Below are 13153 nucleotides of genomic sequence, written 5' to 3' on the forward strand. Positions count from 1 at the left end.
TTATAGAAAACGTCTGATTTAAGGCGAAAAAAAAGGCGGCTCAGCGCCGCCTGGTGTGGTCTTTATCGTCACGCCATTACAAATCTGGAGGATTTTTTCCTTCCTCGATGAAATCGGGGTCCAGCTCTTCGGCGTTACCTTCGTGATCGCGGCCTGAGAAGAGGTTCCAGCAGGCGATAAACAGCGCGGCAATGAGCGGCCCAATCACAAAGCCGTTAATGCCGTACAGCTCCATGCCGCCGAGAGTGGAGATCAGAATCAGGTAGTCCGGCATTTTTGTGTCTTTCCCCACCAGCAGTGGGCGCAGGATATTGTCCACCAGCCCGACGACGATCACGAAGAAACCGACAATAAACAGCCCCTGCCAGATCTGGTGCGTGGCGAACAGGAAGATGGCGGCGGGCACCCAGACAATCGCCGAGCCGATGGCGGGCACCAGCGAGAGGAAGGCCATTAATGCGCCCCAGAGCACGCTGCCGTCGATACCGGCAATGGCAAACGCAATCCCGCCGAGGATGCCCTGAACCACGGCCACCGCCGCCGTCCCTTTCACCGTGGCGCGCGACACGCCGACGAATTTGGCGAACAGATGCTGCTTGGCAAAATCAGACAGCGGCAGGGAGTCGAGGATCTGGCGCACCAGATACGGGCCGTCTTTCAGCAGGAAGAACAGCAGATACAGCATGATGCCGAAGCTAATCGCAAAGCCAAACGTCCCCTTGCCGATCAGGAACGCGCTGCCCGCCAGATACTGCCCGCCCTGCAGCGCGACATCAGAGAGTTTTTTCTGGATCTGCGCCGCATTGGTCAGGTTGTGATCCGCCAGGAAGCCGCTGGCCCAGTCAGGCAGGTGGTTGAAGATGCTCGCCACCACTTCCGGGAACTGGGTGTTATTCTCCTGCAGTTTGGTGTAAACCACATTCAGCTCAATGGCGAGCGAGGAGAGGATCACCATCAGCGGAATAAAGACGATCAGACAAATAATACCGATGGTCAACAGCGAGGCCAGCCCGTTGCGATCCCCCAGCGCGGCGCGCAGCTTGTTTTTTACCGGGTTGAAGATGACGGTCAGAATGGCGGCCCACAGTATCGCGGAGAAGTAGGGCGACAGCACGTCGAAGAAGGCCCAGGTTACAAGGGCGAGAATGAAAATAAAGAAACCTTTAGTCAGTCCGTTAAAGCGCATCAGTCAGTCCTGGTTACTAAGAAACTGTGACGACTATAGAACTGATTGTGAGAATTACCAACCATTGCACCGGCTAAGGTGCAAGGGTTGGTGAGGCGTTAAATCGCCTCAAATAACGCGCTTACCAGCGCAACATGTGCCTTAACGCCCACGGCCAGCGCGGCTTCATCAATGCGGAAATGTGGGTTATGGACGTTCCATACCGCACCCTTTTCCTCGTTGCCGCAGCCGACAAACAGGAACGAGCCGGGAATTTTCTCCTGATAGGATGAGAAATCTTCGCTGCCGAACAGCGCGCGATCGGCCAGCTGCAGCGTCCCGTCACCAAAGTGCTCCGCAATGGCTTTTTTGGCGATGGCGTTGGTGTCTGTATGGTTATTTCCGACGGCATAACCCTGCTGCCAGCGGATCTCACAGCGCGCCCCGTGAGCACTAACTACGCCTTCAACAATACGCTGCATTAGCTGGGGAACCTGTTCACGCACCTGCTGATTATGGGTTCGCACCGTTCCTGCCAGACGGGCGCTGTCCGGAATGACGTTATAGCTATCTCCGGCCTGGAAGGTGGCAATGGTCAGCACCGGGGCGTTAATCGGGTCAAGATTACGTGCGACCACGTTTTGCAGTGCGGTAACCACCTCAGCGCCGATTACCACCGGGTCGATACAAAACTGCGGCATTGAGCCGTGGCCACCCTGCCCAAAAATAGTGATGTCAAAGTTATCGCTGGAGGCGACGTAAACGCCCTCTTTCAGCGTGATTTTTCCAGTAGGGCTGTTCGGGAAGACGTGCAGGCCGAAAATCTTTTCGACGTCGTCAACGACCCCTTTCTCCACCAGCTCGCGTGCGCCGCCCGGCGGCACCTCTTCGGCAGGCTGGAAGATAAACTTAATGCTGCCGCAAAGCTGGCTGCGCAGATGGCAGAGCACTTTCGCTGCCCCCATTAACATGGCGGTGTGGGCATCGTGACCGCAGGCGTGCATCACGCCGGGCCGAGTGGAGCTAAATGATTCTCCACTCTCTTCCTGTAGCGGTAGCGCGTCGATATCGGCCCGTAGCGCCCACATTGGGCCGGGCTTTTCGCCCTGCAATACGGCTACTACGCTGTTCTCCAGCGGGCGGCTTATCGCCAGCTCCGGCAGATTCCCCAGCTCGCGGGCAATAAAATCAGCGGTGGGTTTTTCCTGAAACGAGAGGTCCGGGTTGGCGTGAATATGCCTGCGCCAGCGGATCACCTCTTCATTAACGTCGCGGATAAGGTTTTCAGTGGTACTTTTCATGACGGTCTCCTTCAGTCAGTCACCGGCAGCGTGGCCACAGGTTTTTTTATCAGCGGTACTATCGCCGCTCCCGCGCAGACCATTGCCAGTGACAGGAAAATAAACGCGCTTTCGTAGCTGTGGCTTTTCCCGACAAGATAGCCAATTACGACAGGCGAAACGAAGCCTCCCAGCGTTCCGCCGGTATTTATCAGGCCGATAGCCGAGCCCATAATGTTCTCCGGAAGGCGTTTCATCGGCAGGGTAAAGGCGGTTACAAAGGTTGCCATCAGGAAAACCTCCCCCACGAACAGCAGGATGCTGGCCGTCAGTGCCGTGGCGGTATGGAAGATGCCGAAAATAGCAGCAGCACCGATCAGGGCGCAGATCAAAATCACCTGCGGCTCGCGGTTGTGGAAATATTTCCCGACGAACCAGCCGGTGCACAAGGACGAGAGCCAAATCCCCGCACCGCCGACGGCGACGATATAGCCGGAAATTTCCAGCGGCATCTCCCTGCTCTGCACGAAGAATTTTGGCAGCCAGGCCATCAGGCCGTAGCTGGGAATATTGACGCAGAACACAGAGACAAAGAGTAGCACCACCGTCGGGTTACGCCACAGGGCGCCGTTTTGTTCACCTGACTGCTGGCGCGGCGCAGGTTTCTGATAGGGCACGCGCACGGCGATCAGCACGGCGATGGCACAAGCAACAATCCCCAGCACCACAAACGACGCGTGCCAGCCCAGGTGCTCCAGCGCAGAGACGGCCACAATGGGCCCCACGGTCATTGCCAGTCCGGCGGAGGAAAGTAAAACCGATTGCGCAAAGGTGCGTTTTTCCAGCGAGAAATTGCTGACCACCGCTTTCGCGCATGAGCAGGGATAGCCGGAATGCCCCACTCCGGAGAGAAAGCGAAACAGCAGCAGCAGGCCAAAGCTCATGCCCAGCGCACCGAAGCACAGGGCGAAGATCCCGAGCGCGCACAGGGAGAGGAGCAGCATGGTTTTATAGCCGAGCCTGTCGTTCAGCCAGCCCGCTGGCACCTGAAAGAGAGAATAGGCCAGGAAGAAAATGCCCGTGATATAGCCCAGCTCCGCGCTGGTGAGGCCGAACTCTTTTTCGATAGGCAGCAGGGCAAACCCCATGACGGTTTTATCGATATAGACCACGACATAGCCGACAAAAAGCAAAAAAATCATCTGTGACTGGCTTTTCATTTTATTTTCCGCCTGACGTCAGAGTGTGATGATGAGTGTGGTGTGTACTCCGAATCTAGGGGTTTACCTGAGGCTGGGGAAGATATAATTTTTCTATAGGTGATGCTTTTTTGTTATAGGGTGAGTGATGAGATATTTGCCAAAACTTGGGCATCTTCAGGCCTTTCGTCAGGTGGCACGTAGCGGCAGTATTCGTTCAGCCGCGCGTGAGCTGGGCGTTTCTCAGCCCGGGTTGAGCCGAACATTGCGTGAGCTTGAGCAAACTTTAGGCACGCAACTTTTATTGCGCAGCAAAGAGGGCATCGCCCTGACCGAGGCGGGAATGGCCTTTTCCCACCGCGCGGAGTGGGTGCTGGAGGAGTTGCGCCGTGCGGCAGATGAAGTGGAACAGATTAACCATTACACCCACGGACGGCTGACCGTGGGATTCTCGTCACTGATTGCGCTGACGGTGTTTCCCGATGTGGCCGAGGCGTTTAAAGAGACGCTGCCGCAGGTGCTGCTGACGGTTAAAGAAGGACAGTTATCCTCGCTGTTACCCGGCGTGCGCAACGGTGAAATTGACATCGCCATCGGTTCTGTCGATCCGATGGCGCCGCCAGAAGGGGTGATGATCGAACCCCTGTTCACCTCGCCGTTTTGTATCGTCGCGCGCAAAGGACATCCGCTGGCTGACGCTCGCGATCTGATGGCGCTACGTCAGGCTAAATGGCTGCTGCCGGAGTCATCAATGGGTTACTACCAGCAGTTGCAAAACGAGCTCAGCCATTTTTACCGACAGGTCGACGTGACTCCGCTGCGTACGGATTCTGTTATCACCGGCCTGAGTATGGTACTTAACGCGGACTATCTTACGGTGGTTGCTCGGGCAATGTGTCAGCCGCTGCAGCTTGATGACAAGCTGGTCGCGCTGCCCATCGCCCAACTGCCGTCGGCTCAGTATTGCGCGGTGTGGTCGCAGAAATCGGCGATGACGACTAACGCGCGCCAGTTTTTAATTCGCCTGCGCGAGGCATGCAGAGAGTTTAGCTGGTAGGGAAAAGATACGACTTTTGTCTTACCCAGGAGCGACCTCGTCCGCACCATGCTGTAAGTATCTGCTTGCGGAGGTGCTTATGGCCTGGCGTCCGATTCTCTATGTGATCCTTACAACCCACCCCAGACTTAGCGCGCGGCGCGCCCGTTTGCGTCTGGTCATCTAGCTTTTTATTAACAATCGCGGTATAACACACCTTCTTTGGATGTTTAGATGTCCATACGTATAGAAGGTAATATGCAAACACAACAAGAAAATGGGCAGCTTAAGCGCACCATGAAAACACGCCACCTGATAATGCTCTCGCTGGGTGGCGTGATTGGGACAGGGTTATTCTTCAATACCGGCTACATCATTTCCACGACCGGGGCAGCGGGCACGCTGCTGGCGTACCTGATAGGCGCGCTGGTGGTCTGGCTGGTGATGCAGTGTCTGGGCGAGCTCTCCGTGGCGATGCCGGAAACCGGCGCGTTCCACGTCTATGCCGCCCGCTATCTTGGCCCGGCGACGGGCTACACCGTGGCGTGGCTCTACTGGCTCACCTGGACGGTGGCGCTCGGGTCGAGCTTTACCGCCGCCGGGTTCTGCATGCAGTACTGGTTCCCGCAGGTGCCCGTCTGGGCGTGGTGCGTTGTCTTCTGCGTGGTGATTTTTGGCCTGAACGTCATCTCAACGCGCTTCTTTGCGGAAGGCGAGTTCTGGTTCTCCCTGGTGAAAGTCATCACCATCATCGCCTTTATTATTCTTGGCGGCGCGGCGGTCTTTGGCTTTATCCCGATGCAGGACGGTTCACCCGCGCCGGGCTTAAGCAACATTACCGCGGAGGGCTGGTTCCCGCACGGCGGCCTGCCGATCCTGATGACCATGGTGGCGGTGAACTTTGCCTTTTCGGGGACCGAACTTATCGGTATCGCCGCAGGGGAAACGGAAAATCCGCACAAGGTTATTCCGGTCGCAATCCGTACCACCATTGCCCGCCTGATCATCTTCTTTATCGGCACCGTGTTTGTGCTGGCGGCGCTGATCCCGATGCAGCAGGCGGGCGTGGAAAAGAGTCCGTTCGTGCTGGTGTTTGAAAAGGTCGGTATTCCTTACGCGGCGGATATTTTTAACTTCGTGATCCTGACGGCGATCCTTTCGGCCGCGAACTCGGGGCTGTACGCCTCCGGGCGCATGCTGTGGTCGCTCTCTAATGAGAAAACGCTCCCGCGCTGCTTTGCCCGCGTGAACAAAAACGGCGTGCCGCTGACGGCGCTCTCGGTTTCTATGCTCGGCGGCGTACTGGCGCTGTTCTCAAGCGTCGTGGCGCCGGACACGGTGTTTGTCGCACTCTCGGCGATTTCTGGCTTTGCGGTGGTGGCAGTGTGGATCAGCATCTGCGCGTCGCACTTCGTTTTCCGTCGTCGCCATCTGCAGTCCGGGCAACCGCTCTTTGCGCTGCAGTACCGCGCGCCGTGGTATCCGCTGGTGCCGGTGCTCGGTTTTATCCTCTGCGTGGTGGCCTGCGTCGGCCTGTGGTTTGACCCAAGCCAGCGCATTGCCCTTTATTGCGGGATTCCGTTTGTCGCCCTGTGTTATGGTGCCTACTACCTGACCCGAAATATGACATCGCAGGAGCCCGAACATGTCGCAGAATAATCCGCTTACCGCCCTCCTTGAAAAGCAGCCGTTTGTGGTGCTGGATGGCGCGATGGCGACGGAGCTGGAAGCGCGCGGCTGCAACCTGGCAGACAGCCTCTGGTCTGCCAAAGTGCTGATGGAAAACCCGGAGCTTATCCGCGAAGTGCATCTTGATTATTACCGTGCAGGTGCGCAGGTGGCGATCACCGCCAGCTATCAGGCCACGCCTGCGGGTTTTGCGGCGCGCGGCCTGGACGAGGCGCAGTCCCGGGCGCTGATTGGCAGAAGCGTGGAGCTGGCGCGTAAGGCGCGCGAAGCGTATCTGGCGGAAAATCCGCATGCGGGCACGCTGCTGGTGGCGGGATCCGTTGGACCATACGGTGCCTATCTGGCGGATGGCTCAGAGTATCGCGGCGACTACGTGCGCAGTGCCGAGGAGTTTACCGCCTTCCACCGCCCGCGCGTGGAGGCGCTGCTGGATGCGGGCGCTGACCTGCTTGCCTGCGAAACGCTGCCTTCGTTTGCCGAGATTAAGGCGCTGGCGGCGTTGCTGTCTGAATATCCCCGCGCCCGGGCGTGGTTCTCGTTTACCCTAAGCGATAGCGAGCACCTGAGCGACGGTACGCCGCTGCGTGAGGTGGTCAGCGCGCTGGCAAACTCTCCGCAGATTGTTGCGCTGGGCATTAACTGCATCGCGCTGGAAAACACCACGGCAGCGTTGAAGCACCTGCAAAGCCTGACGCCGCTGCCGCTGGTGGTCTACCCGAACTCGGGCGAGCATTATGACGCGGTAACCAAAACCTGGCACCACCACGGCGAAGCGTGCGAGACGCTGGCGGGGTATCTGCCCCAGTGGCTGGATGCCGGAGCGAAGCTGATTGGCGGCTGCTGTCGGACCACGCCGAAAGACATTGCTGAGCTGAACGCGCAGCGCTGAGTACTTTGCCGGGTGGCGGCTACGCCTTACCCGGCCTACGGATCGCTGACCCTCTCCCACGGGGCTGAGGAATCTCCAGTAATTTTTTTACCTGAAGCGATGAACGTTGCTTCAAAAAAAATTAATAACTTACAGCGACGCCCTGGTCCGGCTGTAAATCGCCGAAGCGTTTCCGTAAGGCCGGGGCGAGGCGCAGGGATGCGCCGAGAGGGCGTGGCCTGCAGGGATGCAGGCTCATGCCCGACCCGATAGCCTGAAGGAATAAGCTGAGGGTACCGCGAAGCGGCGATTTACCGCCGGGAGCCCGGGTCGCCAGGGCGGCGGCGATTGAGCCGCCATGGCACGTTCACCGGTCATGTCCTTACAGAGTAGCAAGAAACATAAAGTGAACGGAATGACCACCACAGCCGTATGTTCCCCCTCACCCCAGCCCTCTCCCTCAAGGGAGAGGGGGGCGTCCGTGCAGGCATTATTTTGTGGGGATTCCTCAGCCCACGGGGAGAGGGGAAAAAAACAAACGCACAATACCAACTATCCTTTCCCGCTTTTTATCTAAAAACGAATCGTTATGAGCGATTCATTTTTATTCCTTTATCAAAATTCACGCGTTGGAAATACTGCCCTCATAACAACAAGGGGAGCAGGCACTATGGCAATTTCATCGCGAATCACACTACTCGGCGCACTGGCGCTGTGGGCATTTCAGGCGCAGGCGGTGGACGTCACCGTCGCGTATCAAACTTCTGCGGAACCGGCGAAAGTCGCGCAGGCGGATAACACTTTTGCCAAAGAGAGCGGCGCGAAAGTTGACTGGCGCAAGTTCGACAGCGGGGCGTCCGTGGTGCGTGCGTTAGCCTCCGGCGACGTGCAGATCGGCAATATCGGATCCAGCCCGCTGGCGGTTGCGGCCAGCCAGCAGGTGCCGATTGAGGTTTTCCTGCTCGCCTCGCAGCTCGGTAACTCAGAAGCGCTGGTGGTGAAGAAAAACATCACCAAGCCGGAAGACCTGATCGGCAAACGCATCGCCGTGCCGTTCATCTCCACCACCCACTACAGCCTGCTGGCGGCGCTCAAACACTGGGGCATCAAGCCGGGACAGGTACAAATTATCAACCTCCAGCCGCCGGCGATTATTGCGGCCTGGCAGCGCGGCGACATTGACGGGGCCTATGTGTGGGCACCGGCCGTGAACGAACTGGAAAAAGACGGCACCGTGCTGACCGACTCCGAAAAAGTGGGCCAGTGGGGCGCGCCAACGCTCGACGTGTGGGTCGTGCGTAAAGACTTCGCCGAGAAACATCCTGAGGTGGTGAAAGCCTTTGCGAAAAGCGCGATTGACGCCCAGCAGCCGTATATCAGTAACCCGGATGAATGGCTGAAGCAGCCCGCCAACCTGGAAAAACTCTCCCGCCTGAGCGGCGTGCCGGAAGCGGACGTGCCGGGGCTGGTGAAGGGCAATACCTATCTGACCCCCGCGCAGCAGGTGCAGCAGCTGACCGGGCCGGTAAACAAAGCGATTGTTGATACCGCCACCTTCCTGAAAGAGCAGGGCAAAGTGCCCGCGGTAGCGACGGATTACAGTCAGTACGTGACCGATCGTTTTGTGAAATAAGGAGTCCGCCATGCTGAATATTACAAATCTGTCTGCTGATTACGGTGGCAAACCCGCGCTGGAGGAGATCAACCTGACGCTGGACAGCGGTGAACTGCTGGTGGTGCTGGGGCCGTCCGGGTGCGGAAAAACCACGCTGCTGAATCTGATCGCCGGGTTTGTCCCTTATCAGCATGGCACCATTCAGCTGGAAGGCAAAAAGGTGGAAGGCCCCGGCGCCGAGCGCGGCGTGGTCTTCCAGAATGAAGGCCTGCTCCCGTGGCGCAACGTGCAGGAAAACGTAGCGTTTGGACTACAGCTTGCGGGCATCAATCGTGAACAGCGGCTGGAAACAGCGCGGGCGATGCTGAAAAAAGTGGGGCTGGAAGGGGCGGAAAAACGCTATATCTGGCAGCTTTCCGGCGGCCAGAGACAGCGCGTAGGTATTGCCCGCGCGCTGGCAGCGAATCCGCAGCTTTTGCTGCTGGACGAGCCGTTCGGCGCGCTCGACGCCTTCACCCGCGAGCAGATGCAAACCCTGCTCCTGCGCCTGTGGCATGAGACGGGCAAGCAGGTGCTGTTGATTACCCACGATATCGAAGAGGCGGTGTTTATGGCGACGGAGCTGGTGCTGCTCTCGCCGGGGCCGGGCCGCGTGCTGGAGCGTTTGCCACTGGATTTCGCCCGCCGCTACGTCGCGGGGGAACCCGTGCGCAGCATCAAATCCGATCCGCTGTTTATCGAACAGCGTGAATACGTCTTAAGCCGCGTGTTTGAACAGCGGGAGGCTTTCTCATGAGTATCGTCTTCAGTGAAAAAACGCGTCGCACGCGTCTGGCGCTGCGCTGGCCTTTTTCGCGTCAAATTACGTTGAGCGTCGGTACGCTGCTGGTGCTGCTGGCGGTGTGGTGGGCGGTTGCTGCCCAGCAGTGGGTCAGCCCGCTGTTTCTGCCGCCGCCGGGACAGGTGCTGGCCAAACTCATTACCATCGCCGGGCCGCAGGGCTTTATGGATGCCACGCTCTGGCAGCATCTTGGGGCAAGTCTGACGCGCATTCTGGTGGCGCTGCTGGCGGCGGTGATTATCGGCATTCCCGTGGGGATTGCGATGGGGCTGAGCCCGACGGTGCGCGGCATCCTCGACCCGCTGATTGAGCTTTATCGTCCGGTCCCGCCGCTGGCCTATCTGCCGCTGATGGTGATCTGGTTCGGCATCGGTGAAACGTCAAAAATCCTGCTGATCTATCTGGCGATTTTTGCCCCGGTGGCCATGTCGGCGCTGGCGGGCGTGAAGAGCGCCCAGCAGGTGCGGATCCGCGCGGCGCAGTCGCTGGGAGCCAGCCGTACGCAGGTGCTGCTGTTCGTGATTTTACCCGGCGCGCTGCCGGAGATTTTAACCGGGCTGCGCATCGGCCTTGGCGTGGGCTGGTCCACGCTGGTGGCGGCGGAGCTTATTGCGGCCACGCGCGGCCTTGGGTTTATGGTGCAGTCGGCGGGAGAGTTCCTGGCGACTGACGTGGTGCTGGCAGGGATCGCGGTGATCGCCGCGATCGCCTTCGGATTAGAACTGGGGCTGCGCGCGTTACAGCGCCGCCTGACGCCCTGGCATGGAGAAATACAATGAGTGAACGTCTGACCATTACCCCGCTGGGGCCGTACATTGGCGCACAGGTATCGGGCCTTGATGTGACCCGTCCGCTGAGCGATAACCAGTTTGAGCAGCTGTACCACGCGGTGCTGCGCCATCAGGTGGTGTTCCTGCGCGAGCAGGCGATCACCCCGCAGCAGCAGCGCGCGCTGGCCCTGCGCTTTGGCGATCTGCATATCCACCCGGTCTATCCGCATGCGGAAGGGGTGGAGGAGATTATCGTCCTCGACACCCACAACGATAACCCGCCGGATAACGATAACTGGCACACCGACGTAACCTTTATCGAGACGCCGCCTGCCGGGGCGATTCTGGCGGCGAAACAGCTGCCGGAGACGGGGGGCGATACGCTGTGGGCCAGCGGGATTGCGGCGTATGAGGCGCTCTCTGCGCCGCTTCGGACGCTGCTGAGCGGGCTGCGGGCGGAGCATGATTTCAAGAAATCATTCCCGGAGTACAAGTACCGTAAAACGCAAGAGGAACATCAGCGCTGGCAGGAGGCGGTTGCGAAGCACCCTCCGCTGCTGCACCCGGTGGTGCGAACCCATCCGGTGACGGGCAAGCAGGCGCTTTTTGTGAACGAAGGGTTCACCACGCGTATCGTGGACGTGACGGAAAAAGAGAGTGAGGCGCTGTTAGGTTTCCTGTTTGCGCATATCACCAAACCGGAGTTCCAGGTGCGCTGGCGCTGGCAGGAGAACGATCTGGCGATCTGGGATAACCGCGTGACGCAGCATTATGCCAATGCGGACTATCTGCCGCAGCGCCGGATCATGCAGCGGGCGACGATTCTGGGCGATAAGCCGTTTTACCGTCCTTAACCTCGTCACACCCGCAGGCCGGGTAAGCGCAGCGCCACCCGGCGAAAACGGTGCACAATTGCCGGGTGGCGGCTACGCCTTACCCGGCCTACAAATACCCGGCTAATTAAAGGTGCGCCTCAATATACCGCTGGTAGCGGTTCGCCTTCAGGTAACACAAATCCACCAGCACCAGCCCGTCAACGCAGTTGTTGAACGCCGGGTCGCTGCCAAAATCAATAAACTGCACGCCGCCGGGCTCGCACAGCTCGGAATATTGCTTGTAGAGCGGCGGAATGCCGCAGCCCAGATTGCCGAGCAGGGATTTCAGTTTCGTCAGATCGTCCACGTAATCCACGCCGCCAAATTGCGCCAGCACGTCCGGCAGGGACGCGGGATACGGCTGGCGCGAGGCGGCTAGCGGATGCGTCGCCGGGAACCACAGGCGGTAAAAGGCGACCAGCAGATCCCGCGCGGCAGGCGGTAAGCCACCGGAAATTGAGACCGGGCCAAACAGGTAGCGGTAGTGCGGATAACGCGCCAGATACGCCCCAATGCCGGACCATAAGTAGTCCAGGCCGCGGCGTCCCCAGTAGCGCGGCTGAATAAAGCTGCGCCCCAGCTCAATGCCGTGCTCCAGCACGTCCTGCATTTTGTCGTCGTAGTGGAACAGGCTATAGCTGTACAACCCCTCGACGCCGCGCTTTTCGATCTGCATGGCCGTCGGCATAAAGCGATACGCGCCGACGATCTCCAGATCCTCATCATCCCACAGGATCAGATGCAGATAGTCATCGTCGTAGCTGTCGGTGTCCCGGCGCTTGCCGCTCCCTTCCTCGACCGCACGAAAGGCAATCTCGCGCAGGCGGCCAAGCTCGCGCAGCAGCGGGGCGTCTTCCTGACCGTTTCGCTGCCAAAGATAGATGGTTTTGCCGTCGCTGGTTTTGCCCAGACATTCGGCCTGCGCCAGCGCGCGTTTCAGGGTGGCCCGGTCTTCCGGACGGGCAATGGCGCACTGGGTTTTAAAGACGCCGGGCACTCCCTTGCCAAGACGCATCACGTGCTGACGGCACTGCTCGGCCATCTCACGCGACGAAAGGTTAGCGCTGTGCCAGTGATGCCACGCAATCTGCTGGCCGATTTTGATCGGCAGCTGGCTGTGGCGGCGGCGGAACATCTGCTGCATCAACAGCAGCATCGACAGTGTTGGGGAGACCAGCGTGCTGGCATAAAAGAGCAGGCTGTTATGCGCCTGAATATGCACCGGCAGCAGCGGGGCGCGCAGCTTGCCGGCGAGTTTGATAAAGCCAGAGTGCCACTTTTTGTCGCGAATGCCTTTGCGCGTGGGGCGCGAAACTTCTCCGGCCGGGAAGAAGATCAGCACGCCCGCGTTTTGCAGATGCTGTTCCATCTGCACCAGGGACGATTTCGCCGTCCTGCCGCCCATATTGTCCACCGGAATAAACAGCGAGCTGAGGGGCTCAAGGTGGGTCAGCATCCGGTTGGTCACGACTTTAACATCGCGCCGCACGCGGGAGACGGCATACAGCAGCGCCAGTCCGTCCAGCGTGCCCGTCGGGTGGTTGGCAATAATGACCAGCGGGCCATGTTCGGGGATTTGTTCGAGATCGCGGGCGGAAACGGTGCAGAGAATATCCAGGTGTTCCAGAACCTGCTCCACCATATCCAGGCCTTTCAGGTGGCGGTGTGCTGCGGCAAATTGCTGAAATTCGTCTTCGTAGAACAGTCTTTTTAACAGACTTTTTTGCCAGGGTGCGGGCCTCGCCTGAGGCCAAAGATCGTCGAGAACGCTATCGAGGCTAAACATGGTCACTCCTCCTGCCGTCTTGCGAAGAC

Annotated in this window: 11 protein-coding genes; 7 read left to right on the forward strand and 4 right to left on the reverse strand. The window is 59.0% G+C overall.

Annotation, left to right across the window (positions count from 1 at the left end; translation table 11 throughout):
• Positions 1 to 76 precede the first annotated feature (76 nt).
• From V1587_RS06985 to V1587_RS06995, 3 genes are all read right to left on the reverse strand, one after another.
• The gene (locus V1587_RS06985) at positions 77 to 1186 is read right to left on the reverse strand and encodes an AI-2E family transporter (RefSeq protein ID WP_024906767.1); all 1110 of its coding nucleotides are present in this window, start codon (positions 1184 to 1186) and stop codon (positions 77 to 79) included.
• A 98-nt stretch (positions 1187 to 1284) separates the two neighbouring features.
• On the reverse strand, positions 1285 to 2466 hold the full coding sequence (locus tag V1587_RS06990; protein ID WP_371899758.1) for an amidohydrolase: 1182 nt from the start codon (positions 2464 to 2466) through the stop codon (positions 1285 to 1287).
• An 11-nt stretch (positions 2467 to 2477) separates the two neighbouring features.
• Positions 2478 to 3665 carry an MFS transporter gene (locus V1587_RS06995; RefSeq protein ID WP_371899757.1) on the reverse strand — a complete coding sequence of 396 codons (1188 nt, stop codon included), beginning with the start codon at positions 3663 to 3665 and terminating at the stop codon, positions 2478 to 2480.
• Positions 3666 to 3792: 127 nt separating this feature from the next.
• Here V1587_RS06995 and V1587_RS07000 point away from each other — a divergent pair, with 127 nt between their 5' ends.
• The 7 genes from V1587_RS07000 (at position 3793) to tauD (ending at position 11317) form a co-directional block, all read left to right on the forward strand.
• Entirely contained in the window at positions 3793 to 4701 is a 909-nt protein-coding gene (locus tag V1587_RS07000; RefSeq protein ID WP_371899756.1) for a LysR substrate-binding domain-containing protein, read from the forward strand.
• Between the two features lie 237 nt (positions 4702 to 4938).
• Positions 4939 to 6339 carry an S-methylmethionine permease gene (gene mmuP, locus V1587_RS07005; protein ID WP_371899755.1) on the forward strand — a complete coding sequence of 467 codons (1401 nt, stop codon included), beginning with the start codon at positions 4939 to 4941 and terminating at the stop codon, positions 6337 to 6339.
• Positions 6326 to 7258, forward strand: coding sequence for a homocysteine S-methyltransferase (gene mmuM / locus V1587_RS07010; RefSeq protein ID WP_371899754.1), 933 nt, complete (start codon positions 6326 to 6328; stop codon positions 7256 to 7258). Before mmuP ends, mmuM begins: the two co-directional genes overlap by 14 nt.
• 649 nt (positions 7259 to 7907) lie before the next feature.
• Positions 7908 to 8870, forward strand: coding sequence for a taurine ABC transporter substrate-binding protein (tauA, locus tag V1587_RS07015; protein ID WP_001018397.1), 963 nt, complete (start codon positions 7908 to 7910; stop codon positions 8868 to 8870).
• 10 nt (positions 8871 to 8880) lie between these two features.
• Complete coding sequence (gene tauB, locus V1587_RS07020; protein ID WP_024906770.1) at positions 8881 to 9648, forward strand: taurine ABC transporter ATP-binding subunit; 768 nt, start codon at positions 8881 to 8883, stop codon at positions 9646 to 9648.
• On the forward strand, positions 9645 to 10472 hold the full coding sequence (gene tauC / locus V1587_RS07025; protein ID WP_371898723.1) for a taurine ABC transporter permease TauC: 828 nt from the start codon (positions 9645 to 9647) through the stop codon (positions 10470 to 10472). The genes tauB and tauC overlap by 4 nt, the downstream gene beginning before the upstream one ends.
• Positions 10469 to 11317, forward strand: coding sequence for a taurine dioxygenase (tauD, locus tag V1587_RS07030; protein WP_371898724.1), 849 nt, complete (start codon positions 10469 to 10471; stop codon positions 11315 to 11317). Before tauC ends, tauD begins: the two co-directional genes overlap by 4 nt.
• A gap of 106 nt (positions 11318 to 11423) precedes the next feature.
• On the opposite strand, the gene V1587_RS07035 is transcribed toward tauD, so the two are convergent.
• Positions 11424 to 13124 carry a lysophospholipid acyltransferase family protein gene (locus tag V1587_RS07035; RefSeq protein ID WP_371898725.1) on the reverse strand — a complete coding sequence of 567 codons (1701 nt, stop codon included), beginning with the start codon at positions 13122 to 13124 and terminating at the stop codon, positions 11424 to 11426.
• Positions 13125 to 13153: the final 29 nt, after the last annotated feature.

Origin of the sequence: Enterobacter sp. ECC-249 (assembly GCF_043965265.1) — a bacterium.
Lineage (GTDB): Bacteria > Pseudomonadota > Gammaproteobacteria > Enterobacterales > Enterobacteriaceae > Enterobacter > Enterobacter quasiroggenkampii.

Coding starts and splice junctions, on each gene's coding strand:
- V1587_RS06985 (WP_024906767.1), bottom strand. CDS start 1,186: ATGCGCTTTAACGGACTGACTAAAGGTTTCTTTATTTTCATTCTCGCC.
- V1587_RS06990 (WP_371899758.1), bottom strand. CDS start 2,466: ATGAAAAGTACCACTGAAAACCTTATCCGCGACGTTAATGAAGAGGTG.
- V1587_RS06995 (WP_371899757.1), bottom strand. CDS start 3,665: ATGAAAAGCCAGTCACAGATGATTTTTTTGCTTTTTGTCGGCTATGTC.
- V1587_RS07000 (WP_371899756.1), top strand. CDS start 3,793: ATGAGATATTTGCCAAAACTTGGGCATCTTCAGGCCTTTCGTCAGGTG.
- mmuP (WP_371899755.1), top strand. CDS start 4,939: ATGCAAACACAACAAGAAAATGGGCAGCTTAAGCGCACCATGAAAACA.
- mmuM (WP_371899754.1), top strand. CDS start 6,326: ATGTCGCAGAATAATCCGCTTACCGCCCTCCTTGAAAAGCAGCCGTTT.
- tauA (WP_001018397.1), top strand. CDS start 7,908: ATGGCAATTTCATCGCGAATCACACTACTCGGCGCACTGGCGCTGTGG.
- tauB (WP_024906770.1), top strand. CDS start 8,881: ATGCTGAATATTACAAATCTGTCTGCTGATTACGGTGGCAAACCCGCG.
- tauC (WP_371898723.1), top strand. CDS start 9,645: ATGAGTATCGTCTTCAGTGAAAAAACGCGTCGCACGCGTCTGGCGCTG.
- tauD (WP_371898724.1), top strand. CDS start 10,469: ATGAGTGAACGTCTGACCATTACCCCGCTGGGGCCGTACATTGGCGCA.
- V1587_RS07035 (WP_371898725.1), bottom strand. CDS start 13,124: ATGTTTAGCCTCGATAGCGTTCTCGACGATCTTTGGCCTCAGGCGAGG.